The following is a 24,490-nucleotide window of genomic DNA, read 5'->3' on the forward strand; positions in this document are numbered from 1 at the left end:
GTTGCCGCCGTGAGCGACGTGTGGACCTGGCCGGCCGAGATCGGCGTGCTGTTCGGGGCGCTGTTGTTCGTAGCGCTCCTCGTACCCGTCCTGGTGATCCAGGTGCGCCGCTACGGCGCCATCAGCCCGGTCCGTCTGATCGGGGCGGCGGCGCTCGCCATCTACGGCACGGCGCTCGCCGCGTACACGCTGCTCCCGTTGCCGTCCGGCGAGCTGGTCGCCTGGTGCGCCCAGTACGGCTACGAGGGCGCACAGCTGCGGCCCGGGCAGATCTTCGCGGACATCCGCGAGCGCACCGCGGGGCTGTCGTGGGGTGCGGCGGCCCGGGACATCTCCGTGCTGCAGGGTGTCTTCAACATCGTGCTGTTCGTGCCGTGGGGCGTCCTGGTGCGCCGCTACCTCGGGTGGGGCCTGCTCCTGTCCGCCGCCTCCGCGCTGGCCGCGTCGCTCCTGATCGAGGTCACCCAGCTGACGGGGATCTTCGGGCTGATCCCGTGCTCCTACCGTCTCGCAGACGTCGACGACCTCCTGACCAACACGCTGGGCGGCGTGCTCGGTGCGCTCGTCGCCCCCTGGGTGCTGCGCTGGATGCCCCGGGCGAAGACCCTCGCGGCCACCCGGGGCGTGCCACGGCCGGTGACCGTCTGGCGGCGCTGGCTGGGCATGGCCGTGGACGCCGTCGCCTACACGACGCTCAGCGGCCTCCTCGCCATGGCGTGGGGCCTGGCCGGCTACCTCGGCACCGGCCAGGCGCCGCCGGACACCGTGCCGCTGTGGCTGTTCGCCAGCGTCCTGCCGTGGGTCGTCGTGTTCCTCGTCCCGCTCGCCACGGGTGCGGGGGAGTCGCTGGGGCAGCGCACCGTGTGGCTCGCCGTGCAGCCCGGGACCACCCCACGGGCCGACGGCGGCGCGGGGCTCTCCTGGCCGGCGCGCGTGCGGCGGGGTCTGGTCGGAGGGGCGCTGTGGGGGCTGCTCCAGGTCCTGTCGGACGCCGGCACGATGTTCGACGTCGGTTCGCTCGGCCCGGCCACGGGTCTGGCCACGACCCTCGCGGTCGTGCTCGTCGTGGCCGTGCCGTTCACCGTCGGCAAGCGCGGGCTCTCGGGCAAGGCGGCCCCGTACCGGCTGGTCGATGCCCGGCAGGCCGAGCACCTCGGCGCGCGGTCATGACTCCGTAGGTGCCTCCGCCGGTGGGGCGAACTGCGCCAGCAGGAGCTCGGCGCCGAACGGGTCGCGGACCGTCGCCTCCCTCGACCACGTACCGTCCTCGGTCGCCGACACGGTCGCGCCGGCGCTCTCCGCTTCCGTGGCCGAACCGTCCCGGTCGGCGACGGCGAACGCCACGGACCACCGTGCCGGTCCCTCGGCCGGCAGCACACCGGCGACGACGTCGGCGAATCCGGGCGGTGCCTGCTCCTGACGCTCGTGGATGCCGGGGTCGATCGTGCGGGCCAGGTGGTCGCCGTAGCCGGGCACGCGTGCCATGCCCGCCCCGAGGTCGTCGCTGCGTACCCAACCGAGCAACGGACCGTAGAACTGGAGCGCGCGGTCGACGTCCGGCGTGAGGAGGCTGCTGAAGTTCCACGTGCCTGGCGCGTTGGCCACCTGGGCGCCGAGCCGTGTGCCCGCCTGCCACAGCCGGCTGGGCGCACCCTGGGCGTCGACGATCCGCGCCATCCGGCCCGCCGGCTGCCCCGGGGGTCCGACGGTCTCCGGCGGAGAGCTGACGACGCCGCCCAGCTCCACCACCCGCGCGGCGGCCGCGTCGACGTCGTCCACGGCGAGGTAGGTGTGCCACGCCGCCTCGCCGTCGAACCCCGGGGCAGGCGTGGCGACGGCAGCGACCGCCGTGGCGTCCGTACCGTCCAGCGACGCCACGGCGTAGCGGCCGGGTGCTCCGGGCGGCAGCTTCTCGGTGAACCGCCAGCCGAACAGCCTGCCGTAGAACGCGAGCGCCTCGTCGACGTCGTGCGTCTCCAGGTCGATCCAGCTGGGCACGCCGTGCGGGTAGGTGCGGGTGGGGTGCGGGGCGGCCATGACGTCCTCCAGGTCGGTTGCGTTGCCTCGATCCTGCCTCGGACCACTGACATCGACGGTGCCGGTGCCTCGTGCGTCCGGCCCGGGCGCCCGTCAGGGAACCCCGGGCGTCGCGAGGGCGTGCTCCAGACGGTCGACGAACGCCGCCTGCGCACTGACGACGAGGCGGCGGGCGTCGTCCGGACCGAACCAGGCGACGCGGTCGATCTCGGGCACCTCGAGGCGCCGCCCAGAGCGGGGCGGCCACTCGATCTCCACCGTGTTGCTGCTGATCTGCGCCAGATCGGGTCCGGTCCGCGGCCACTCGCGCGCCCAGGCCAGGACCTTCTTGCCGGCGCGCTGCCGGACCTCGCCGAGGTCGAGGTCCGGGGCCGGTGCGGGCGGCAGATCCATCCCGAGCTCCTCGCTCGCCTCCCGGAGCGCGGCGGCGTGGGGGTCCTCGCCCGGGTCGAGCTCACCCTTGAGCACCGTCCAGGCGCCCGCGTCCTTGCGCGCCCAGAACGGTCCGCCCATGTGGCCGAGCAGCACCTCGGTACCGCCGTCGGGCAGTCGTCGGTAGGGCAGGAGACCCGCGCTCGTCGTCGGCATGGGTCCAGTCTCGCCCTGCGGTGCGGATGCGGCCGCCGGTGCGGCGGCGAGGCCCGGAGGCGGGAGGGCTCCGGGCCTCGCGGACCTCACGCCGTCGCGGCTGTCGAGGCCGTGGTGCCGGGGGAGGGTGGGGTGGCGCGGTCGGCGAGCTTGAGCCAGACGACCCCGCCGATGATGACTGCCAGCCAGAACGCCTTGACCAGGGTCAGGGTCTCGTCGAAGAAGACGGGGCCGAGCAGAGCGGCACCGACCGCGCCGATGCCGGCCCACACGGCGTAACCGATCCCGACGTCGATCTGCTTCAGGGCGACGCTGAGGAAGTACAGGGTGAACAGGAAGAAGACGATGGCGACGGTCGACCAGACGGGCCGGGTGAACCCCTCGCTGCCGTTCACGCTGAGGGCGTAGCCGACCTCGAAGGCACCGGCCACGAGAAGAGCCAGCCAGGGGCCGGTCCTGCTTCCGGTGGTCGCTGGTGCTGGTGCTGGTGCGGGTGCTGTGGTGGTCATGAGATGCGTCCTTTCAGGGTGGTCGTGATCGTCGTGGTGGTCGTGCTGGTGGGCGGAGGGGGCTACGCGGTCCCGGCGAGGTTGAGCCCCACGACACCGGCGATGACGATGGCGACGCCCAGCAGCTTCTTCCAGGTCAGCTGCTGGGAGAGGAAGAGTGCGCCGACGATGACGATCCCGACGCCGGCGAGCGAGGTCCACAGGGCGTATCCGACGCCGACGTCGAAGGTCAGCAGGGCCAGGCTGAGGAAGAAGGTGGCGATCGCGCCGCTGATGAGCGTGCCGATCGTCCACGGAACGTTCTTGAAGCCTTGGGCCCTGCCCGCGGCGATTCCGACGGCGACCTCGAAGACGACGGCGATGCCGAGGTAGATCCAGCTCATGGTGTTCCTTTCGTAGTGGTGTGTGGAGAGATGCCCGACGGGCCAGGGGCCCGTGTCCGGACGTCGATGCCTGTACATGCATGTACGTGTGCGAGGAGCTGCGAGGTGAAGGGTACGGGCCGGGTCAGGGCGCGAGCAGCGCTCCGATCTCGCGCAGGGCACGGCCGAGCTGCGGCGTGTCCATGTTCGGGAAATGCACGGACGTGGCGGTCAGGAGCTCGGTGATGCGCTCCTCGTACGGGGACCGTGCGTCATGTACCAGCGCCTCGCCCTGCTCGGTGATGACCGCATAGACGCCACGCCCGTCGTCCTCACAGAGGTCTCGGCGCACGTACCCCTTTGCCTCCAGGCGGCTCACCAAGCGCGTCGCCGAGCTCTGGTTGAGGCCGACCCGCTGAGCGAGATCGTTGACGCGCAGCTCCTTGTCGGAGGCGTGGCTGACGAACGTCAGGGCCCGGAACTCGGTGAGCCCGACGCGATAGGTGTCAGCGAGCCACCGGTCCAGGTTCGCGTCCACCGCGGAGGAGAAGGCGGCGACCCGTGCCCAGGTGGTGCTGACGTCGGCCAGAAGTCGTCCGTCCGAGGATGGCTGCATGTGCATGCACGTAACGTAGCACGGCTCGTGGCCGCAGAGGCCGAATGCCGTAGCAACTCGATCGCGCGAGTCGGTACGGTCCACGCATGGCCACGCCGGCTCAGCAACCAGCTGGGCGCTTGCGGAGTCCGGCTCCTGACAGACCCCGCTGCCTACCGAGCCGCGCACGAGCTGCCCGATTGGTACAACACGTTCGCGGACTTGACTCCCGCCAGTGTCTGGTCGCAGTGGGAGGCGGGTCGGGCGCCGACGAGCGCGGACGTCGGCCGGCTGACCACGACGCTGCGAGGTGGTCCGGGCGTCGTGAAGGACTACGTGAAGTCCCGCAAGCACGAATGGCACGAGGCATGCTTCGTTCCCGATCTAGCCGATGTTGCGGCCGCCACCCGTGTGCTCGGAAGGATGGTCGAACTGCAGGGGGACGACTTGGCCGGCGGGATCGTCGTGCGCGCCTTCGAGCAGTTCACGCCCGACGTCGGCGGGTGCACCCAGGAAGCGCGGATCTGGTGGGTCGCGGAATCGGCGGTACTGATGACCCCGCACCCTGACGCGCCCGCCGGCGCCACAGTGGATGTTCCGACTGCAGTGTGCGACGCGGTCGGCGCGGGCGTTCGTGCCCTGGGTGCGCCGTTCGTGACCACGGACCTCGCATTGCGGTCTGACGGGGTGTGGCGCGTGATCGAGGTTGGCGACGGCCAGGTCAGCGATCTGCCCACCGCAGAAGAGCCGGCCCGGCTCATGCAGGCACTCGCCGCGGGATACTGACGGCGTGGAGGTCTCCAGAGGCTGGGAATTCCGAGCGGTCGTGGTTGAGGGCAGCCCTGTCGTCATCGCTGGCGTCGATCTATGGCACGTGCAGTGGGAGCCAGTGCGGATGGGGAGAGTGGTGGTTGCCCATCCCGCTCATCCCGCCCAGCAGCACTCGATGAGCGTCTACCAGCTCTCGGGAGTCGACCCGGCAGTCTTCTTCGCGGCCGGTGAGCTCTCGAATGCTGTCTGGGGCTTCTACGAGCCCACGGAGGCAATGCGGCGTTTCCTGCTCACCCGCATCTGAACAGGGGCGACCGCAGCAAGCAACAAGGCCCCGAGTCCCAGATCAACCGGGGATCTCGTCTGAGCGTTGTCGGGGCAGCCGCATGCCGAACCACTGCTCGGCGCCGTATGCCTCAAGCCGTTCCACCTCGGTGAACCCCAGCCTCGCCGCGAGACGCATCGAGCGCTCGTTGGCGGTCTGGGTGACGAGCACGGCTGGCTCGTCCGGAAGCGCACCAGCGAACCAGTCCAGTGCCGCCGCGCACGCCTCGGCGGCGAATCCGTGGCCCCACACCTCGGGCAGGAACAGGTACCCGAGCTCGACCTTCCCGACAGCCGGACGAACGTCGTACTGCGCGTCGCGTCGGTCGAGCTGCACCAACCCGATCATCGCTCCGTCGAGATCGACCACGAACTGGCCGGGGCGCCCTCGCGGTACCGCGGGAATCGCGCGTTCGACCTCGTCACGCGGTTGAGCACCACCGATGTAGGCGCTCACCTCGGGCGAGGTGTTCAGCTCGATGGCCACCGCGCGGTCCTGGGCCGTGGGCTCACGGAGCAGGAGTCGCTCGGTTCTGATCGGCGCGGGCGGCCAAGCGACGGGTCCCAGGTCTGCCATCCACGCAGACTATCGACCCTGGTGCCACGGCTGATCCCCAGATCAACTGGGGCTTCGAGGTCTCCGAGATGCTCCCGAGGGTGGTGGGGTGAACCTGCGTTTAGCGGGGTCCGGTCCTACAGGGGCCGTCACCGAAGCAACAAGGCCCCGAATCCCCAGATCAACTGGGGCTTCGAGGCCTCTGAGATGCTCCCGCGGTTGGACTTGAACCAACGACCGTCCGATTAACAGTCGGATGCTCTGCCAGCTGAGCTACGCGGGATCGCGTTCGCCCCACCGTGCCGGTTTGGGCGACCGGTGAAAACTCTAACAGGTTCAGGCGGGTAGTCCTGCCGCATTTCGAACTCGAGCCTCAGCGGCGTCGATCACACCCGCTATGTCCGGATCGTTGACGTCCAGGTCGCCCTGGCCGATCACCTGGGAGAACAGCTCGCCGTCCGCGCGTCGTCGGACCGCCACGCGGGCGGAACGGCCGCCGGGCAGCTTGACGGGCTCCGCCAGGACCACGGACCACTGCACCCGCTCGCGCAGCACCTGGGGCAGCACGGAGCCCCGGCCGTCGAGGGGGAGCGGCGTCGGCTCGTCGCCGTCGACCCAGTGCACCCGGATGACGTTGGACTCCTGGTCGTAGGTCGCCCGGTCGACGTCGGACCACTCCCGGTGCACGACGACGGAGGGTGCGCCCCGCGACTCGCCGTCGTCGTGGCCGCTGGGCACCTCGGGCGCCGAGATCAGCAGGAGCTCGGCGCGGGTCGCGAACGCCCACGCCTCGCCCGTCGACGTGACCAGCGGGGCCTGGGTCAGCAGCGAGTCGGTACGGTGCGAGCGCACGGCACGGCGCACCGCCTTCTGCGGACGGTGCCTGGACCACGGTAGGAACCCCATGTCCCCACCGTAGTGCCGCGGACTGGGGGGAGTGAACGAGGTCGATCCCGTGTCCCCCGCGGCCTCCGCCGTCGTCGCGACGTTCGACGACGAGGCGGGCGCGGGCACGCCCCAGGGCTGAGGGCGGAGTCCCGTCGGAGATGGTCGTCCGGCGTGCGGAGTTCACCCGCTGAGAGGTCGGCCGGGACGTGCCCGGTGCCGTAGGTTCTGGGCTCGTGACCTCGACCAACACCATGCCTGCTGTCGGTCCCCCTGGCAGGAAGGGCGGCGGCACGGCAAGAGAGCGCCGCGAGGCCAAGAGTCGTCGTCGGCGCACGCTGCGGGTGGTCGTCGCGGCGCTGGTGGTCGTCGTCGTCCTCGGGGGCGGCGGGGTCGCCTGGTGGGTCACGTCGGAGACCGATGCGCTCGCCACACAGAGCACCACTGCCAAGCGTTTGCTCGCGACCTCCGACGGCAAGGTCGCGGAGCAGACGACGCGGGTCACGCTCTCCACGCAGATCACCCAGGCGGAAGCGGTACTGGCCGAGTCTGCTCTCACGCGGGTCATCACCGGGACTGGCGACGCCCGGGAGTCGCTCGGCGCGGCGGCCGACGCCGTGCAGGGCTCCATGGTGGAGTTCGCGCGCGGCCAGGTCGAGACGGCTCGCAAGAGCCTGGCGTCGGCCCAGGCCCGCGCGGAGAAGGTCTTTGCCGCGACGGAGGGGCAGGGGGTCGAGGACGGCACGCGGGCTCGTCTGCAGTCCGCGCTGGACGCACTGGCCGCTGTCGACGCCGCCGCGAGCAGCAGCGTCGGTGGCGAGGACCTGGCAGCGCTGGAGCAGGCCGCGAACGAGCTGAGCAGCAACCGCTCCGTCGTCACACAGGCGACCTCTGCCCTGTCCGACGCACAGGACGCGATCACCTGCCCGGCGCCCGACCAGACGTGGGACCCCGACAGCGGCAAGGTGCCGGACGACGCGCTGGCGCCGATCCCGTGGGTGGACGACCACCTCGTGCGTGCCGATGTGCTGGACACCCTGATCGCGCTCGACGCCGCCTATCAGGAGGCATTCGGCGTGCACCTGACGATCAACTCCTCGTACCGCTCGTACGACGCGCAGAAGTCGATCTACGACCCCTCGTCGCCGATCGCCGCCCCGCCCGGCTGCTCCAACCACGGTCTGGGGCTCGCGGTCGACATCGGCGGCGGTGTGGAGGCCTTCGGGACCGAGCAGTACGAGTGGCTCAAGGCCCATGCCGAGGAGTACGGCTGGACCCACCCCGAGTTCGCCGAGCCGGGCGGCCGCGTTCCGGAGCCCTGGCACTGGGAGTCCGTGCTCGCGCGCTCGGGCTCGTAGTACCGGGCCGTCCCGCCCGCCGGCGCGGCCCTCCGGCCCGCGCCGTATCCGTTTCGCCCTGGTTCGCGCATTCAACGCGCAAGGGGGTTGCCATCCGAGAAACCGGTTACTAGGATCCGAGAAACCGGTTACCCGCGGGGGCGGAAATCATCCGGTCGGCTCGCGTCGACGTCGGCGCGGACGTGACTTGTCGACCCCGCACGCACGAGGAACCACAGCAATGTCCCGCATTCAACGACGAACGTGAGGCAATGACGATGAGACGACCAAGAGCCATGCAGATCTTCTCGGCAGTGGCGGCGGTGACCCTCGCGGTCACGATCGGGGTGACCGCTCAGTCCATCCCGGAGGCTGCGGCGGCCACCGGGTCCGCGACCGGGTTCGCCACCCAGAACGGAGGAACCACGGGCGGCGCGGGCGGTCAGACGGTGCGCGCCACGACCGGTACGGCGATCCACACGGCCCTGTGCTCCCGAGCCAGCAACAGCACCCCGATCATCATCGAGGTCGAGGGCACCATCAACCACGGCAACACCAGCAAGGTGTCGGGCAGCTGCAGCACGGCCGACGACGTCATCGAGCTCAAGCAGATCAGCAACGTCACGCTGGTCGGCGTCGGCAGCGGTGCGGTGTTCGACCAGATCGGCATCCACCTCCGCGAGGCCAGCAACATCATCATCCAGAACGTCACCGTCCGGAACGTGAAGAAGTCCGGGTCGCCCACCTCCAACGGCGGCGACGCCATCGGCATGGAGAGCACCGTCCGCAACGTCTGGGCCGACCACCTCACCCTGGAGGCCTCGGGCGGCGAGGACGAGGGCTACGACGGACTGTTCGACATGAAGAACGACACCAAGTACGTGACCCTGTCGTACAGCATCCTGCGCAACTCCGAGCGCGGCGGCCTCATCGGCTCCAGCGAGAGCGACCGGTCGAACGGCTTCGTCACGTTCCACCACAACCTCTACTCGAACCTGAACTCGCGCACGCCGCTGCTGCGTGGCGGCATCGCCCACATGTACAACAACCACTACCGGGGCCTCGTCGAGTCCGGCATCAACTCACGCGCCGGGGCGAGCGCGAAGGTCGACAACAACTACTTCGAGGACTCCAAGGACGTCCTGGGCACCTTCTACACCAACGAGCGAGGTTCCTGGCAGGTCGGCGGCAACATCTTCGACAACGTGACCTGGTCGAGCGAGGGCAGCGAGAACTACCCGGCCGGGCCGAACCCGACGTCGAACACCTCGGTCAGCATCCCGTACTCGTACCCCATGGACGACGCGAGCTGCGTGCCGGGCGTCGTCAGCGAGACGGCGGGCGCGAACAACGGCCTGCGGGTCTCGGACGGCAGCTGCACCCCGACGGACCCCACCGACCCGACGGACCCCACGGATCCGACCGACCCGACGGACCCGACCGACCCCACGGACCCGACCGACCCCACGGACCCGACCGACCCGCCCGCCGGTGAGAACCTGAGCGTGGGCGCGGGGGCCGACGGCTCCAGCAAGGCCAGCGGGACCAGCTACGGCAACGTGGTGGACGGCTCCATGAGCACCTACTGGTCGCCGAGCAGCTCGACGGGCCGCATCTCGGTCAAGTGGGACTCCGACCGCACGGTGTCGAGCATCAACATCCGTGAGGCCGCCGGCGCCGTGGGCAACATCGGGTCGTGGCGCGTCGTCGACCACGACAGCGGTGCCGTCCTGACCACCGGCAGCGGGGCCGGCGTCATCTCGTTCGCCGCGACGGCGCTGCGCAAGATCGACTTCGAGATCACGAGCTCGAACGGCACGCCCCGGGTCGCCGAGTTCGAGACCTACGCCGGCACGCCGTCGGACGGCGGTGACCCGGGCGATGGTGACCCCGGCGATGGTGACCCGGGCGAGCAGCCGGGCGCCGACGCGCTCTACGTGGCGCCGGGCGGTAGCGCCGGTGCCGCGGGCACGGAGTCGGACCCGACGACGCTCCCCGCGGCGATCGACCGGATCGAGCCCGGCGGCACCATCTCGCTGCGCGGGGGCACGTACAACCTCTCGCAGACCGTCCACATCGAGCCGGGCAACAGCGGCACGTCGGGCAACCGCACGGAGATGTTCGCCTACCCCGGTGAGACTCCGGTGCTGAACTTCTCGGCACAGAGCGAGAGCTCGTCCAACCGCGGCCTCGCCATCGGGGGCGACTGGTGGCACCTGCGCGGCATCATCATCGAGCACGCCGGTGACAACGGGATCCTGCTCGGCGGGGACAACAACATCATCGAGCGGGTCGTGACGCGGTTCAACCACGACACGGGGCTCCAGCTCTCCCGGTACACCGCGGGTGCGCCGAGCAGCGAGTGGCCGTCGAACAACCTCGTCGTCTCCTCGGAGTCGCACGACAACGCCGACTCCGACGGTGAGGACGCCGACGGGTTCGCACCCAAGCTCACGGTCGGTCCCGGCAACGTCTTCCGGTACACCGTGGCCCACAACAACATCGACGACGGCTGGGACCTGTACACCAAGTCCGACACCGGCCCGATCGGGGCGGTCACCATCGAGGACTCCCTCTCGTACGAGAACGGGACCCTCTCCGACGGCTCACAGGCCGGCAACGGTGACCGCAACGGCTACAAGCTCGGCGGCGAGGACATCGGCGTGGACCACACCGTGCGGCGCAGCATCGCCGTGGACAACGGCAAGCACGGCCTCACCTACAACCGCAACCTCGGGTCGATGACCATCGAGGACAACCTGAGCATCCGCAACGAGGAACGCAACTACAACTTCGACGGCGGCAGCTCGACGTTCAGCGGCAACACGTCCTGCGACAGCGGTTCGAACGACCGGATCATCGGCGACGACGCCGGCGGCAACCAGTGGGACACCGGATCCAACGGCTCCCGGTGCGGGCAGTACTCCGGGTCCCTGGACTGGTCCTTCGCGTCCGACGGGCGCCTGGTCGTGACGATCGGGGGGAACGTGGTCGACCTCTGACACCAACCACGGCGGCCCGGGTCCACGACGTGTGGGCCTGGGCCGTCGTGCTCCCGCGAGCGACGACAAGGTGGTCACTGAGCGACCTTGAAAGCAGAGAGGCCCGGAATCGGCGGGATTCCGGGCCTCTGGTGCCCCGTACAGGACTTGAACCTGTGACCGAGAGATTATGAGTCTCCTGCTCTGACCAGCTGAGCTAACGGGGCTCGCGGCAGGTAGCCGCGGGAGGATCTTACTGCCTCGGGCAGGGAATACCGGCTGCCCACGCACCCGCCGGACGGCGGCTGCCCTGAATTGTCCTGGCGTGCTGTGTGCGGCTGCCCTTAGGTTCTGCGAACCATCCCCTCGCAGAAGTGGAGCACTCCCATGTCCTTGACCTTCCCGGTCGCCCTGTCGGGCGCCCGGGCGCAGACCCTCATGTGGGCGCACGAGCACGACGTCGACCACGCGGCACTGAACCAGCTGCGGAACATCTCGGCCCTGCCGTGGGTCGCCGGCGTACGGGTGATGCCCGACGTCCACCTCGGCAAGGGCGCGACAGTCGGTTCGGTCATCGCCATGCGTGACGCGGTGTCGCCGAACGCCGTGGGCGTCGACATCGGCTGCGGCATGATCGGCGTCCGAACCTCGCTGACCGCTGACGACCTGCCCGACGACCTCTCGCGCCTGCGTGCACGCATCGGGGCCGCCATCCCGGTGGGTTTCCACGCGCACGACGAGCCGGTGGACCTGCGTCGGCTGCGGCCCGTGCGGGGGTCTGGCGGGCAGGACCGCCTGCGCGGCGAGCAGGCGTTCTGGGGCAGGTTCGAGACTCTGGACCCGAAGGTGCGGCAGCTCGAGAAGCGGGCGCGCAAGCAGCTCGGGTCGCTGGGTGGCGGCAACCACTTCGTGGAGCTGTGCCTGGACCAGGACGGCCAGGTCTGGCTCCAGCTCCACTCCGGCTCCCGCAACATCGGCAAGGAGCTCGCCGAGCACCACGTCGGCATCGCGAAGCGCCTCGAGCACAACGTGGGTCTCGTGGACCGCGAGCTCGCCGTGTTCCTCGCGGGCACGCCCCAGATGGACGGGTACCTCAACGACCTCTGGTGGGCGCAGGAGTACGCGGCCCGGTCGCGGGCGGTCATGATGGCGCTCACCGTCCAGGCGGTCCGGGACGAGTTCGCGGGGATGGCCGACGGCGGCCGGACGATCACCTTCGACGAGGGCGTGAACGTGCACCACAACTACGTGGCGCGCGAGCAGGTCGACGGCGAGGAGCTGATCGTGACCCGCAAGGGCGCGATCCGGGCGGGCCAGGGCGACCTGGGGCTCATCCCCGGATCGATGGGCACCGGCTCGTACGTGGTGCGCGGTTTGGGCAACCCGGCGTCGTACTGGTCGGCATCGCACGGTGCGGGGCGGCGCATGTCTCGTACCCGGGCCAAGAAGGAGTTCACGGTCGACGACCTCGCCGCGCAGACCGCGGGCGTGGAGTGCCGTAAGGACCGCGGAGTGCTCGACGAGATCCCTGGCGCGTACAAGGACCTCGACGCGATGATCGCGGCGCAGTCCGACCTGGTGGAGGTAGTGGCGCGCCTCCGGACGATCCTCTGCGTCAAGGGCTGACCCACGCAGGGCGCGCTACCCAGCGATCGGGCCCGAAACCCCGAGGATTTCGGACCCAATCGCTGGGTAGCCGGATGCGCTCGCCGGCGGCCCGGCCGAATCGCTGGGTAGCCGGGAGCGCCGGGTCAGCCCACCTGGTGCAGCCAGCGGACCGGGGCACCGAGACCCGCGTGCCGGAACGGCTCGAGCTCGTCGTCCCAGGCGGCCCCCAGCGCGAGGTCGAGTGCGTCCCGCATGGCACGTGGGTCGGCGAGCTCCAGGGCGGCGCGGACACGGTCCTCCTGGACCACCACGTTGCCGTGCACGTCGGTCATGGCATGGAAGATGCCGAGATCGGGGGTGTGCGACCAGCGGGCGCCGTCGGCCCCGTTGCTCGCATCCTCGGTGACCTCGTACCGCAGGTGGGACCAGCCGCGCAGGGCGGACGCCAGCTTGGCGCCCATGCCCTGCGGACCCTGCCACGAGTACTCGGCACGGTACAGACCACGCCCTGCAGGCTGCGCGATCCAGTCCATGGATACGCGCACGCCAAGAACGTTCCCCGCTGCCCACTCGATGTGGGGGCACAGGGCACGAGGCGCCGAATGCACAAAAAGCACACCCCGCGTGATGACACCGGCCATGTCTTCCTCCCTGGTTCGAGGTACGTCTTCCCCTACGTCCTCACCAGGGCGGTGACGCTGTGGTCGGCTGCACAGCGGTGCTTCGGACCACATCCTGCCCGATTCGTCGACGAGATGCGAGGCGAAACGGCGCGCAGGCGTCGAAAGAATCACCACGTACGACGAGTTCGTGCGGCACATTCTTGCCTAGAACGTTGCGGCACGACCAGTACCCCTGAGGACTTTCTTGAGATTGATCCCACAGGGGTGGCGCGTACGAAATGCGGTGGTCAGACCCTCAAAGGCGGGCGCGAAGCTCCCGCATCGCCTCGCGGCGCGTCTCCTTCTGGAGGCGGTCGAGGTAGACCATGCCGTCGAGGTGGTCGCACTCGTGCTGCAGGCAGCGGGCCATGATCCCGGTGCCCTCCACGGTGATCGGTTCGCCGTCGAGGTTGATGCCCTCGACCTTGGCGTAGTTCGCACGCAGCGTGGGGTACCAGAGCCCAGGCACGGACAGGCAGCCCTCGCCGCCGTCCTGCAGCTCCTCGCCGAGCTCGACGATGCGCGGGTTGAGCACGTAGCCGATGTCGCCCTCGATGTTCCATGAGAAGGCCCGTAGGGAGACGCCGATCTGGTTGGCGGCCAGTCCGGCACGCCCTTCGTCGTCCACCGTCTCGACCAGGTCGGCGACCAGGCCGCGGACGCGGTCGTCGATCGTCGTCACGGTGTCGCACGGGGTGCGCAGCACTGGGTCGGGAACCACACGGATCTCACGCATTGCCATGCGGATATTCTCCCATGTCAGAACGAGGTGTAGCGGGCCGGACACGTGTCAGACGCTCAGGTCACCGGCGTGACCTGAGCGTCTGACACGTGCGGGGGTGTGGCCGGCGGCGGCCGCCGGGCCGGTCAGTGGCTCTGGATCACCAGGGCGACGTTGTGCCCGCCGAAGCCGAACGAGTTGTTGATCGCGGCGATGTCGCCGCCCGCCAGCTTGAACGGCTCGTCGCGCACGAGCGGCACCTGGAGCTCCGGGTCGGGGTTCTCGACGTTGATCGTCGGCGGCGCCAGGCGCTCGGCGACGGCCTTGACCGCGAACAGCGACTCGATGGCGCCGGCACCGCCCAGGAGGTGGCCGGTCATGGACTTCGTCGCCGAGAGCTGCACGTGGTCGGCGTCCGCCCCGAACAGCTTGCGGATGGACGCGGTCTCGGTGAGGTCGCCCACCTTGGTGGAGGTGGCGTGCGCGTTGACGTGCACGATGTCGGCGGGCGTGACCCCGGCGTCCTGGATCGCGAACCGCATGGCGGCCACCTGGCCCGTGCCCTCGGGGTCGGGGGAGGTGATGTGGTACGCGTCGGACGACATGCCCACGCCGCCGACCTTCGCGTAGACGCGGGCGCCGCGGGCCGCCGCGTGCTCGGCACTCTCCAGCACGAGGACGGCGGCGCCCTCACCGAGCACGAACCCGTCCCGGTCGATGTCGTACGGGCGGGACGCGCGCTGCGGGTCGTCGTTGCGCAGCGACAGGGTGCGGGACGCGGCGAACGCGCCGAGCGGCATGGGGTGGATCGCGGCCTCGGTACCGCCGGCCACGACGATGTCGGCGCGTCCGGAACGGATCATGTCCATCGCGTAGCCGACGGCCTCGGCGCCCGAGGCGCAGGCGGACACCTGGGCGTGGGTGCCGGCGCGGGCGCCCAGCTCGAGCGACACGTAGGCGGCCGGCGAGTTCGGCATGAGCATGGGCACCGTCATCGGCAGCATGCGGCGGGCACCGCGCTCCCGGAGCGTGTCCCAGCCGTCCAGGATGGTCTGGATGCCACCGATGCCCGACGACACGACGGCACCGAGCCGGTCGCCGTCGATCTCCGGGCTGCCCGCGTCGGCCCAGGCCTCGCGTGCTGCGACGATGGCGTACTGCGCGGACGGGTCCATGCGCTTGGTCTCGGGGCGGGAGAGCACCTCGGCGGGGTTCACCTTGATGGTGGCCGCGAAGGTGACGGGCAGGCCGTACTGCTCGGCCCAGTCGTTCTCGAGGGTGCGCGCCCCCGATTCGCCTGCGAGAGCGGCCTCCCACGTGGATGCCACGTCTCCACCGAGCGGTGTGGTGGCGCCGAGGCCGGTGACGACGACTTCGCGTGCGGAGGTCATGATGATGCTCCCGAGGGTGGTGGGACGAAGGGGGCAGGTGCTAAAGGTGCTGCCTGGTGGGCAGCGAGTGCCCGACGGCGGCGCGGGCCCGTGTCTCGGACCGGTCCACGCTGCCGCCGTCGGGGGCGGCTCAGTCCTGGGCGCTCTTGATGAAGCTCACGGCGTCGCCGACGGTCGCGAGGTTCTTGACCTCCTCGTCCGGGATACGAACCCCGAACTTGTCCTCGGCGTGCGTGACGATGGTCATCATCGACAGGGAGTCGATGTCGAGGTCGTCCGTGAAGGACTTCTCGAGCAGGACGTCGGCCTGGTCGAGGCCCGTCTCCTCGGCGACGATCTCGGCGAGGCCCTCGAGGATCTCCTGGTCCGTGTTGGCCATGGGACTTCCTTATCTTTCGTAACGGTCACCGGCGCCGTCGGGCACCGGAGTCTTGCTGGTCAGATCTTGGCGCATCCCGCGACCGGAATGCACGACGGGGTCACTCTGCGACGCCGTCGCGTGCCCTGCTACGGCAGCACCACTACCTGTGCGGCGTAGACGAGGCCCGCACCGAACCCGATCTGGAGGGCGAGGTCGCCCGACTTGGCCTGCCCCTCCGTCAGGAGGCGCTCGGCGGCCAGCGGGATCGACGCCGCGGACGTGTTGCCGGTCTCGGCGATGTCGCGCGCTATGACCACGGTATCCGGCAGACCCAGCTGCTTCTTCATCTGGTCGATGATCCGCATGTTGGCCTGGTGCGGGATGAAGACCTGGATGTCCTCGGCCGTCACGCCAGCTTCCGCCATGGCCTTCTCGGCGATCGGTGCCATCTGGAAGCCGGCCCACTTGAACACCGTGGGGCCGTCCTGGCGCAGCGTCGGCCAGCCGAGCGAGGGGTCCTCGCGCAGCTCGGTCCACGAGTGCGTCTGGCGGATCGCGGTCGCCTTGGCGCCGTCCGAGCCCCAGACCGTCGGGCCGATGCCCGGGGTGTCCGAGGGGCCGACGATCGCGGCGCCCGCGCCGTCGCCCAGCAGGAACGAGATGGAGCGGTCGGTCGGGTCGATGATCTCGCTGAGCTTCTCGGCGCCGATCACCAGCACGTGCCGGGCGAGGCCCGCACGGACCAGCGCGTCCGCCTGGCCGATGCCGTACGCGTAGCCGGCGCAGGCCGCCGACACGTCGTAGGCGGCGGCCGGCGTCGCGCCGATGCGCTCGGCCAGGACGGCGGCGGCCGACGGCGTCATGTGCATGTGCGTGATCGTCGAGATGATGACCGCGTCGATGTCGGCACCGACGAGCCCCGCCGCGTGGAGCGTCTTGTTCGCCGCGGCCTCGGCCAGGTCGAGCACGTCCTTGTCCGCGCCGGCCCGGCGCCGGGTGACGATGCCGGTGCGCTGGCGGATCCACTCGTCCGACGAGTCGATCGGGCCCGCGATGTCGTCGTTCGTGACGACGATCTCGCCCCGCTCCGCGCCGATCGCGAGGATCCGCGAGAACTGCGTGGGCTGGGCCTGCTGCAGGGTGGTCACTGGTCTGCTCCGGTCGCGCTCGTGCCGCTGGAAAGTGCGTTGCTGTGCGCCTCGATGAGGGCGCGGGCCGCGTCCAGGTCGGCCGGCGACTTCACCGCCACCGTCTCGACGCCCTTGAGGCCGCGCTTGGCGAGACCGGTGAGGACGCCGCCGGGGGCGAGCTCGAGCAGGCCGGTGACGCCCCGCTCGGCGAGGTCGGTCATGATCAGGTCCCAGCGCACGGGGGCCGTCACCTGGCGGGCGAGGTTGCCTAGCACGTCGGCTCCGGTGCCGTGGCCGTGGGCGCCGCCGGTGTAGGCGGTCCCGTCGAGGTCGGCGAGGAACGGCAGGGTCGGGTCGGTGGCGTCCCAGCCGAGGGCCACGGGCTCGAACTCGGCGCGGGCCGCGTCCATGAACGGCGTGTGGAACGCGCCGGCGACCTGCAGCGGGATCACGCGGGCGCGCGTCGGGGGGTTCTCCGCGAGCTTGGCGAGGTCCTCCAGTGCGCCGGCGGCCACCGTCTGCCCGGCGCCGTTGACATTGGCGGGCCACAGGCCCGCCGCCTCGATGGCGGCCAGCACCTCGTCCGGGTCGCCGCCGACGACGGCGCTCATGCCCGACGGGGCGGCAGCTGCCGCCGTGGCCATCGCCCGGGCGCGGCGTGCGACCAGGCCGGCCGCGCCGTCGTCGGACAGGGCTCCGGCGACCGCGGCCGCGGAGAGCTCGCCGACGGAGTGCCCGGCCGTGACGTCGACGACGTCTGCCGCGGCGCGCCCGTCCAGCAGGGTGCGGAGCGCGAGCAACGAGGTGGTGACGATCAGGGGCTGGGCCACCGCGGTGTCACGGATCGTGTCGGCGTCCGAGGTGGTGCCGTGCGCCACCAGGTCCAGGTTCGAGGCCTCGGATGCTGCGGCGAGGCGTTGTTCGGTACCGGGCAGCTCGAGCCAGTCGCTGAGCATCCCGGGGGTCTGAGAGCCCTGTCCAGGGCAGACGACGGCGAGCACGCGTCCACTCTGCCAACCCGCGGCGCCTGCAGGACGTCGCGACCCGTACCAACCTCATACCGGGCCCTTGTGGAGAACCTACAAGGCGCTGACCTCGGTGAAGAGCTAGTGCGAGTGGGTCAGCCCCGGCCCAGCTGACCCAGCGCCAGCGCCACCTGCAGCACGAACGACTCCCGGGCGTCGAGCGGGTCCCAGCCCGTGATCTCCGAGACCTTGCGGAGCCGGTAGCGCACGGTGTTGGGGTGAACGTACAGATGCCGTGCGGCGGCCTCCAGCGAACGGCCGGTGCCGAGATAGGCCGACAGGGTCTCCAGCACGGCCCCGCCCGCGTCCTGGAGCGGGGTGAACGCCTGGGCGATCAGCGTGGCGCGGGCCGTGTAGTCGCCCGTGAGGACCCGCTCGGGCAGGAGGTCGTCGGCCATGACCGGGCGAGGCGCCTGCGGCCAGGCCGGGGCCGCGGTCAGGCCGGCGAGCGCCGACCGGGCGGAGCGGGCGGCGTCGGTCAGGCTCGGCACCTGGGTGCCGATCACCACGGGACCGGTGCCGAAGCGGCCGAGGAGCGAGGTGGCGGCGGCCACGAGGTCGCCCTCGCCGCCCAGCACCAGCACCAGGCGGTCGCCGTGGATGCCGACGAGGGCGTCGCCCGCGGCACGGCGGGCGACCCGGCGGATCTCGGCGGTGCGGATCTCGTCGAGCTCCTCGGTGGCGAGCCCGACGACGACCAGCGCGTTGCCGCGTCCGCTCCAGCCGAGTGCCGAGATGCGGGAGCGCAGGGAGTCGTCGCCGTCCCCGCGGACGAGCGCGTCGACCACGAGCGCCTCCAGCCGGGCGTCCCAGGCGCCGCGCCACTCGGCCGCGCGGGCGTAGACCTCGGCCGCCGAGAACGCGACCTCGCGGGAGTAGCGCAGGACGGCCTCGCGCAGGTCGCGCTCGCCGCCGGGGGCGGCGATGCGGTCGGAGTGGGTCTCGACCACGTCGACGACCACGCGGACCAGCTGCAGGGTGTGCTGCAGGGAGATGGACCGCGTCAGCTCCGTGGGGGCAGCGGCGAAGATCTCGCTGACGCCGTGGGGCGGCCGGTCGGGGTCGGTGAACCAGGACGTGAAGGCGTTGATCCCTGCCTGGGCGACGAGACCGACGTACGAGCGGTCCTCGGCGGGCAGGTCGCGGTACCAGGTGAGGTCCTCGTCCAGCCGGCGCATCGCGGCGGCGGTGAGGAGTCCGCTGGCCTCACGGACACGTTGGAGGTTCATCGGAAAGCCGGCGGGGTCGAGGTCGCCGGTCGCTGCGCCGGGATCCGAGGCATCCGCGGGCGTCGCGGTGGCGGGCTTCTTGCGGGCCCGACCGCCGTGGCCGGCGTCGCCGGGGGCCGGAACGGCGTCCTGGCCGGCGCCGCGGTCGGTTGCCGACCCGGCCTTCGGCTCGGTCTTGTGGGCGCCCGCTCGCGCGGCCCGTCGTGTTGCTGGCACACCGGCAGCATACGAGCCCGAGTTGTGGGGAGTCCACAAACGGACTTTCACGACAGCGCCATTCCAGTGCTGCGGTGCGGAAAACTGTAGGGTCGAGGCATGGCCCTGATGCATCGGCTCCGCCGCCTCATCCGTCGGCCCCTGTCTGCGTCCACGGTCGGCGCTCGCCGTGAGTCGCCGTCGGCGCCCCGACGAGGGGACGCGGGACAGGAGGACGCGCTGCGCGCCCAGCTGACCGACGATCCCAACAACGAGGAGGCTTTCGGCGCACTGGCAGAGATCGTTCGCCGTCGGGCCGCCGAGGACCCGACGCTGGAGGACCCGTTGCGGGACTCCGACGAGATTCCCGAGTCCAAGCAGCACGACGCCGACCTGGCGGTCTGGTCCCTCGCCGAGGAGCTGGCCGGGCACCCGCGGGGCTGGTACCCGCTGATCGAGCTGGGCCGGCTGTCGCTGGCCGACGACCCGGACGGCGCCGTCCGGCGACTCATCACCGCCGCCGAGCGGGACCCGGACGGCCGTGCGCTGGCGGAGGGCCTGGCCATCCTGCGGGACGCGGGGATGCCGGTAGAGGCACTGGGGCTCGGCGTGGGGCACTGGCGGGTGCGGGAGCACTCGCCCGTGGTCGGCAAGCACCTGGTGCTGGCCGCGCTCGAGGCGGACCGCGTCTTCGAGGCCCGGCAGCACCTGCGGGCCCTGGAGATGCACCCGGACGCGAAGGCGGTCAAGCCGCTGCGGGACGAGCTGGAGAAGGCGATCGCCGCGGCCGAGCAGGCGAAGCCGACGCCCTGACCCGAGCCGCGGGGCGCGAAGTGCGCCGCTACCCAGCGATCGGGCCCGAAACTCCTGCGAGTTTCGGGCCCGATCGCTGGGTAGAGACTTCTGGTCAGACGGTCAGCTGTCGCCGCCCGCTACGCCGGACGTGCCGGCCGTGACGTCCAGCAGGCGGTACTTCTCGACCGCCTTGGTCACGACCTCGGCCGGGACCTCGCCGCGCCGGGCGAGCACCTGCAGCGTCCGGACCACCATCGACGGGCCGTCGATGAGGAAGTGACGCCGTGCGGCGGCACGGGTGTCCGAGAAGCCGAAGCCGTCGGCACCGAGCACCGCGTAGTCGCCGGGGACCCACGCGCGGATCTGGTCGGGCACCAGGTGGTCGTAGTCGCTGGTGGCGACGAACGGACCCTGGGCACCGGACAGCTTCTCGGTGAGGTACGGCGTACGCATCGGCGCCGCCGGGTCGATGAGCGAGTCGTGCTCCGCGGCCAGCGCGTCGCGACGCAGCTCGTTCCAGCTGGTCACCGACCATACGTCGGCCGAGACACCCCAGTCCTCCTTGAGGAGCTGCTGCGCCTCGAGCGCCCACGGCACGCCCACGCCGGAGGCGAGGAGCTGGGCCTTGGGGCCGTCGGCGTCGGACACCGAGACGCGGTGGATGCCGCGCTTGATGCCCTCGATGTCGACGTCCTCCGGCTCGACCGGCTGCACCATCGGCTCGTTGTACACCGTGAGGTAGTACATGACGTCCTGGTCCCGGCCGTCGGACCCGTCGCCGTACATGCGCTCGATGCCGTCCCGCACGATGTGCCGGATCTCGTACCCGTACGCCGGGTCGTACTGCACGACGGCGGTGTTGGTACCCGCGATGAGCGGCGAGTGGCCGTCGGCGTGCTGCAGGCCCTCGCCGGTCAGCGTGGTGCGGCCCGCGGTGGCGCCGATGATGAAGCCGCGCGTCATCTGGTCGCCGGCCGCCCAGAACTGGTCGCCCGTGCGCTGGAACCCGAACATCGAGTAGAAGATGTAGAACGGGATCATCGGCTCGCCGTGCGTCGCGTACGACGTGCCCACCGCCTGGAACGCGGCGGCCGAACCGGCCTCGTTGATGCCGGTGTGCATCATCTGGCCCTGCTCGGACTCCTTGTAGCTCAGCATGAGCTCACGGTCCACGGCCAGGTAGTTGTGACCCAGCGTGTTGAAGATCTTCGCGCTCGGGAAGATCGAGTCCAGACCGAAGGTGCGAGCCTCGTCCGGGATGATCGGCACGATGCGGTTGCCGAAGTCCTTCGCCTTGAAGAGGTCCTTGAGCAGCCGCACGAACGCCATGGTGGTGGCGACCTGCTGCGTGCCGGAGCCCTTCTTCAGCAGCTCGTACGTCTTGTCCTCCGGCAGCGGGAGCGTCTTCTTCGCGGTGCGGCGCTCTGGCACGAACCCGCCGAGCTGACGGCGCCGCTCCAGCATGTACTGGATCTCCGGCGAGTCCTGTCCGGGGTGGTAGTACGGCGGCAGGTACGGGTCTGCCTCGAGCTCGGCGTCCGAGATCGGGATGCGGAGCGAGTCGCGCAGCGTCTTGAGGTCGTCGCCCTTGAGCTTCTTCATCTGGTGCGTCGCGTTGCGGCCGGCGAAGCCCGAGCCCAGGCCGTAGCCCTTCACGGTGTGCGCGAGGATGATCGTCGGCTGGCCCGTGTGCGCGCGCGCCGCGGAGTACGCGGCGTAGAGCTTGCGGTAGTCGTGCCCGCCGCGCTTCATGTTCCAGATGTCCTCGTCGGTCATGTTCTCGACGAGGGCCTTCGTGCGCGGGTCGCGCCCGAAGAAGTGCTCGCGGATGAACGCGCCGGACTCCGCGCGGTAGGTCTGGTAGTCACCGTCAGGGGTGACGTTCATGAGGTTGACCAGCGCACGGTCCTTGTCGGCGTTGAGCAGGGCGTCCCACTCGCGGCCCCACACGACCTTGATGACGTTCCAGCCGGCGCCCTTGAACTGGGCCTCCAGCTCCTGCACGATCTTGCCGTTGCCGCGGACCGGCCCGTCGAGGCGCTGCAGGTTGCAGTTCACGACGAACGTCAGGTTGTCCAGCTGCTGCTGGGCGGCGTGCTGGATCATGCCGCGGCTCTCCGGCTCGTCCATCTCGCCGTCGCCGAGGAAGGCCCAGACGTCCTGCTGGCTCGTGTCCTTGATCCCGCGGTTGTGCAGGTACTTGTTGGTCCAGGCCTGGTAGATGGCCGACGCCGGGCCGAGGCCCATGCTGACGGTCGGGAACTCCCAGAAGTCCTGCATGAGCCGCGGGTGCGGGTAGGACGGCAGGCCGCCACCCGGGTGCGACTTCTCCTGGCGGAAACCGTCGAGTTGGTCCGCGGACATGCGGCCCTCGAGGTACGCCCGGGCGTAGACGCCGGGGGAGGCGTGGCCCTGGAAGTAGATCTGGTCACCACCGCCGGGATGGTCCTTCCCCCGGAAGAAGTGGTTCAGCCCCACCTCGTAGAGCGTCGCAACCGACGCGTACGAGGAGATGTGCCCGCCGACGCTGAGGCCCTCGCGCTGGGCGCGGGTCACCATGACCGCTGCGTTCCAGCGGATCCACGAGCGATAGCGGCGCTCCATGGCCTCATCACCCGGGAAGTACGGTTCCTCGTGCACTCCGATGGAGTTCACGTAGGGCGTCGCCATCGACGCGGGGATGCTCACATTCCGCTCTCGCGCCCGCCGCAACAGGTTGAGCATGACGTACCGGGCGCGGGGTCCGCCCTTGTCGTCGATCAGCCCGTCAAATGACTCGACCCATTCATCGGTCTCGGCCGGGTCGATATCAGGTACGGCGCTGAGCAGACCGTTGATCAGCGGTCCGGTCTCGTCAAACGAAGCCACCAGCAACCTCTCTCGGTGTCGCGCGGCGCGGTCGCGGTTCGCGCTCCCCGCCGCCTCGTCAGGACCCGTCGCGTCGGCGTAGCGTCGCCACAGCTGGGGTTGCGACTGTGCACGCCCACGCACAGGTGGTCCTAGCCATTCTGTCCCCTCACAGCGTGCGCTCACACCATAGGGCGGTCAAGAGTGCGTGATCTGCGTTACGTCTGTACCAGTTCGCACCAGTATTGATACGGGGTATCGCAATACTGAGACTCAGTGCATGACTTGCTCGTTGCCCAGGTCTCATCGATTCATCAAAAAGACACCACGCGACCTGGTTGCGAGGCATGGCCGGGGTGCGTGCACTACCTTTGGCGACGGAGGGTCCGCCGCAGGACCGACAGAACAGGCATACGACCCGGCAGACAGTGCCGGACAGAGAGAGGGACGATCAACCAAGTGAGCACGGACACCCAGGGCGCGGGGCGCCTCGGTTTCGAGGCCGGCCAGGTGGTGCAGGAGTTCGGCTGGGGCGACGACGTCGACGAAGCACTCCGGGCCGACATCGAAAAGATCATCGGCAGCGAGCTGGAGGACGAGGACTTCGGTGACGTGACCGACGGCGTCATCCTCTGGTGGCGGGAGGACGACGGCGACCTCACCGACGCGCTGGTCGATGTACTGACCGTCCTGGACGACGGCGGTCTCATCTGGATCCTCACGCCCAAGCCCGGGCGCGACGGCGAGGTGGGTCACAGCGACATCCAGGAGGCGGCTACCACCGCCGGCCTGCAGACCACCAGCACGTTCGCGATCGCGCCGGACTGGTCGGCAACGCGGCTCGCCTACCGGGGCCGCGGCAAGTGAGGGTCTGACAGCTTGGGGAGCCATGACTGAGTCCGCCGCCACACCGAACGCTCCAGCGGTGACGCTGAAGCCGGGTGACCCCGCACCCGACTTCACGCTGCCCGACACGCACGGCACCCCGACCACGCTGTCGGACCTGCGTGGAGCGCCGGTGCTCGTGGTCTTCGTCCCGTTCGCGTTCTCGGGCACCTGCACCAGTGAGCTGTGCGAGCTGCGCGACAACATCGAGGACTTCGAGACGGCCGGGGTACGTCTGCTCGTGGTGTCCACCGACGCCGTGTTCACGCTCAAGGCGTGGCAGGCGGCGGAGGGCTACCAGTTCGACCTGCTGTCGGACTTCTGGCCGCACGGCGAGGTGGCGCGCGACTACGGCGTGCTCGACGAGGGTGCCGGGCACGCGCTGCGCGGGTCGTTCCTGATCGACGAGGACGGGATCATCCGGTGGTGCGTCGTCAACCCACGGGGGCAGGCACGCCACCTGGACGACTACCGCCGGGCGGTCGCGGAGATCTGACCTGGCCGGCGATACGGACCAGGTCGGAAAAGTAGGCTTGGTTCGGGTCGTGGGCCGGGTATTGTGGTCCGCTGCCGGGGCTCGTAGCTCAGTTGGTTAGAGCGCCACGTTTACACCGTGGATGTCGGGGGTTCGAATCCCTCCGGGCCCACCATGTGATGACGCGGGACATCGTTGATAGATGTCTCGCGTCATCGTTA

Annotated in this window: 24 protein-coding genes and 3 tRNA genes; 10 read left to right on the forward strand and 17 right to left on the reverse strand. The window is 70.3% G+C overall.

The window, feature by feature from the left end; all coding sequences use genetic code 11:
- Window positions 1-9 precede the first annotated feature (9 nt).
- Window positions 10-1,170, forward strand: a complete 1,161-nt coding sequence (locus ACFSL2_RS25145; RefSeq protein WP_377200460.1) for a VanZ family protein — start codon at window positions 10-12, stop codon at window positions 1,168-1,170.
- On the opposite strand, the gene ACFSL2_RS25150 is transcribed toward ACFSL2_RS25145, so the two are convergent.
- From ACFSL2_RS25150 to ACFSL2_RS25170, 5 genes are all read right to left on the reverse strand, one after another.
- Window positions 1,165-2,037, reverse strand: a complete 873-nt coding sequence (locus ACFSL2_RS25150; protein ID WP_377200461.1) for a VOC family protein — start codon at window positions 2,035-2,037, stop codon at window positions 1,165-1,167. The genes ACFSL2_RS25145 and ACFSL2_RS25150 overlap by 6 nt on opposite strands.
- A gap of 93 nt (window positions 2,038-2,130) precedes the next feature.
- The gene (locus tag ACFSL2_RS25155; protein WP_377200462.1) at window positions 2,131-2,625 is read right to left on the reverse strand and encodes an NUDIX hydrolase; all 495 of its coding nucleotides are present in this window, start codon (window positions 2,623-2,625) and stop codon (window positions 2,131-2,133) included.
- An 86-nt stretch (window positions 2,626-2,711) separates the two neighbouring features.
- Window positions 2,712-3,134 carry a DMT family transporter gene (locus tag ACFSL2_RS25160; RefSeq protein ID WP_377200463.1) on the reverse strand — a complete coding sequence of 141 codons (423 nt, stop codon included), beginning with the start codon at window positions 3,132-3,134 and terminating at the stop codon, window positions 2,712-2,714.
- A gap of 62 nt (window positions 3,135-3,196) precedes the next feature.
- Window positions 3,197-3,517 carry a DMT family transporter gene (locus ACFSL2_RS25165; protein ID WP_377200464.1) on the reverse strand — a complete coding sequence of 107 codons (321 nt, stop codon included), beginning with the start codon at window positions 3,515-3,517 and terminating at the stop codon, window positions 3,197-3,199.
- A 124-nt stretch (window positions 3,518-3,641) separates the two neighbouring features.
- Complete coding sequence (locus tag ACFSL2_RS25170; protein WP_377200465.1) at window positions 3,642-4,118, reverse strand: MarR family winged helix-turn-helix transcriptional regulator; 477 nt, start codon at window positions 4,116-4,118, stop codon at window positions 3,642-3,644.
- A gap of 297 nt (window positions 4,119-4,415) precedes the next feature.
- On the opposite strand from ACFSL2_RS25170, the gene ACFSL2_RS25175 reads away from it, so the two are divergent.
- Window positions 4,416-4,877, forward strand: coding sequence for an ATP-grasp domain-containing protein (locus tag ACFSL2_RS25175; protein WP_377200466.1), 462 nt, complete (start codon window positions 4,416-4,418; stop codon window positions 4,875-4,877).
- Between the two features lie 4 nt (window positions 4,878-4,881).
- A complete protein-coding gene (locus tag ACFSL2_RS25180; protein WP_377200467.1) occupies window positions 4,882-5,166 on the forward strand; it encodes a hypothetical protein in 285 nt (94 codons plus the stop codon).
- Between the two features lie 42 nt (window positions 5,167-5,208).
- Here the strand turns inward: ACFSL2_RS25180 and ACFSL2_RS25185 are convergent, their stop codons facing one another.
- The 3 genes from ACFSL2_RS25185 to ACFSL2_RS25195 all read right to left on the reverse strand — a co-directional run bounded on the left by ACFSL2_RS25185 (window position 5,209) and on the right by ACFSL2_RS25195 (window position 6,648).
- Window positions 5,209-5,763 (reverse strand): GNAT family N-acetyltransferase, encoded by a 555-nt coding sequence (locus ACFSL2_RS25185; protein ID WP_377200468.1) that lies wholly within the window; start codon window positions 5,761-5,763, stop codon window positions 5,209-5,211.
- A gap of 189 nt (window positions 5,764-5,952) precedes the next feature.
- A tRNA-Asn gene (locus tag ACFSL2_RS25190) sits at window positions 5,953-6,025 on the reverse strand.
- A 53-nt stretch (window positions 6,026-6,078) separates the two neighbouring features.
- Window positions 6,079-6,648: a hypothetical protein gene (locus tag ACFSL2_RS25195; protein WP_377200469.1), complete on the reverse strand. Its 570-nt coding sequence runs from the start codon at window positions 6,646-6,648 to the stop codon at window positions 6,079-6,081.
- A 215-nt stretch (window positions 6,649-6,863) separates the two neighbouring features.
- On the opposite strand from ACFSL2_RS25195, the gene ACFSL2_RS25200 reads away from it, so the two are divergent.
- Window positions 6,864-7,985 (forward strand): M15 family metallopeptidase, encoded by a 1,122-nt coding sequence (locus ACFSL2_RS25200; protein WP_377200470.1) that lies wholly within the window; start codon window positions 6,864-6,866, stop codon window positions 7,983-7,985.
- A gap of 257 nt (window positions 7,986-8,242) precedes the next feature.
- The gene (locus tag ACFSL2_RS25205) at window positions 8,243-10,966 is read left to right on the forward strand and encodes a pectate lyase family protein (RefSeq protein WP_377200471.1); all 2,724 of its coding nucleotides are present in this window, start codon (window positions 8,243-8,245) and stop codon (window positions 10,964-10,966) included.
- 129 nt (window positions 10,967-11,095) lie between these two features.
- Here the strand turns inward: ACFSL2_RS25205 and ACFSL2_RS25210 are convergent.
- Window positions 11,096-11,172, reverse strand: a tRNA-Ile gene (locus tag ACFSL2_RS25210).
- A gap of 160 nt (window positions 11,173-11,332) precedes the next feature.
- Between ACFSL2_RS25210 and ACFSL2_RS25215 the strand changes: the two genes are divergently transcribed.
- On the forward strand, window positions 11,333-12,571 hold the full coding sequence (locus ACFSL2_RS25215) for an RtcB family protein (protein ID WP_377200472.1): 1,239 nt from the start codon (window positions 11,333-11,335) through the stop codon (window positions 12,569-12,571).
- Between the two features lie 125 nt (window positions 12,572-12,696).
- On the opposite strand, the gene ACFSL2_RS25220 is transcribed toward ACFSL2_RS25215, so the two are convergent.
- The 7 genes from ACFSL2_RS25220 to ACFSL2_RS25250 form a co-directional block, all read right to left on the reverse strand.
- Window positions 12,697-13,194, reverse strand: a complete 498-nt coding sequence (locus tag ACFSL2_RS25220; RefSeq protein ID WP_377200473.1) for a DUF3145 domain-containing protein — start codon at window positions 13,192-13,194, stop codon at window positions 12,697-12,699.
- Between the two features lie 277 nt (window positions 13,195-13,471).
- The gene (gene def / locus ACFSL2_RS25225) at window positions 13,472-13,957 is read right to left on the reverse strand and encodes a peptide deformylase (protein WP_377200474.1); all 486 of its coding nucleotides are present in this window, start codon (window positions 13,955-13,957) and stop codon (window positions 13,472-13,474) included.
- A gap of 125 nt (window positions 13,958-14,082) precedes the next feature.
- Window positions 14,083-15,327 carry a beta-ketoacyl-ACP synthase II gene (gene fabF / locus ACFSL2_RS25230; protein ID WP_377200475.1) on the reverse strand — a complete coding sequence of 415 codons (1,245 nt, stop codon included), beginning with the start codon at window positions 15,325-15,327 and terminating at the stop codon, window positions 14,083-14,085.
- 130 nt (window positions 15,328-15,457) lie between these two features.
- Window positions 15,458-15,706: an acyl carrier protein gene (locus tag ACFSL2_RS25235; RefSeq protein ID WP_377200476.1), complete on the reverse strand. Its 249-nt coding sequence runs from the start codon at window positions 15,704-15,706 to the stop codon at window positions 15,458-15,460.
- 128 nt (window positions 15,707-15,834) lie between these two features.
- On the reverse strand, window positions 15,835-16,836 hold the full coding sequence (locus tag ACFSL2_RS25240; RefSeq protein WP_377200477.1) for a beta-ketoacyl-ACP synthase III: 1,002 nt from the start codon (window positions 16,834-16,836) through the stop codon (window positions 15,835-15,837).
- A complete protein-coding gene (locus tag ACFSL2_RS25245; protein ID WP_377200478.1) occupies window positions 16,833-17,819 on the reverse strand; it encodes an ACP S-malonyltransferase in 987 nt (328 codons plus the stop codon). The genes ACFSL2_RS25240 and ACFSL2_RS25245 overlap by 4 nt, the downstream gene beginning before the upstream one ends.
- Window positions 17,820-17,938: 119 nt before the next feature.
- Window positions 17,939-19,288 carry a PucR family transcriptional regulator gene (locus tag ACFSL2_RS25250; protein ID WP_377200479.1) on the reverse strand — a complete coding sequence of 450 codons (1,350 nt, stop codon included), beginning with the start codon at window positions 19,286-19,288 and terminating at the stop codon, window positions 17,939-17,941.
- A gap of 99 nt (window positions 19,289-19,387) precedes the next feature.
- On the opposite strand from ACFSL2_RS25250, the gene ACFSL2_RS25255 reads away from it, so the two are divergent.
- On the forward strand, window positions 19,388-20,080 hold the full coding sequence (locus ACFSL2_RS25255) for a hypothetical protein (RefSeq protein WP_377200480.1): 693 nt from the start codon (window positions 19,388-19,390) through the stop codon (window positions 20,078-20,080).
- Window positions 20,081-20,182: 102 nt separating this feature from the next.
- On the opposite strand, the gene aceE is transcribed toward ACFSL2_RS25255, so the two are convergent.
- A complete protein-coding gene (aceE, locus tag ACFSL2_RS25260) occupies window positions 20,183-22,930 on the reverse strand; it encodes a pyruvate dehydrogenase (acetyl-transferring), homodimeric type (protein ID WP_377200481.1) in 2,748 nt (915 codons plus the stop codon).
- A 438-nt stretch (window positions 22,931-23,368) separates the two neighbouring features.
- On the opposite strand from aceE, the gene ACFSL2_RS25265 reads away from it, so the two are divergent.
- The 3 genes from ACFSL2_RS25265 (at window position 23,369) to ACFSL2_RS25275 (ending at window position 24,444) form a co-directional block, all read left to right on the forward strand.
- A complete protein-coding gene (locus ACFSL2_RS25265) occupies window positions 23,369-23,776 on the forward strand; it encodes a DUF3052 domain-containing protein (RefSeq protein WP_377200482.1) in 408 nt (135 codons plus the stop codon).
- 22 nt (window positions 23,777-23,798) lie between these two features.
- A complete protein-coding gene (locus ACFSL2_RS25270; protein ID WP_377200483.1) occupies window positions 23,799-24,290 on the forward strand; it encodes a peroxiredoxin in 492 nt (163 codons plus the stop codon).
- Window positions 24,291-24,367: 77 nt separating this feature from the next.
- Window positions 24,368-24,444, forward strand: a tRNA-Val gene (locus ACFSL2_RS25275).
- The last annotated feature ends 46 nt before the right edge of the window (window positions 24,445-24,490 follow it).

This window comes from Promicromonospora aerolata, from assembly GCF_042682255.1.
Taxonomy (GTDB): domain Bacteria; phylum Actinomycetota; class Actinomycetes; order Actinomycetales; family Cellulomonadaceae; genus Promicromonospora; species Promicromonospora aerolata.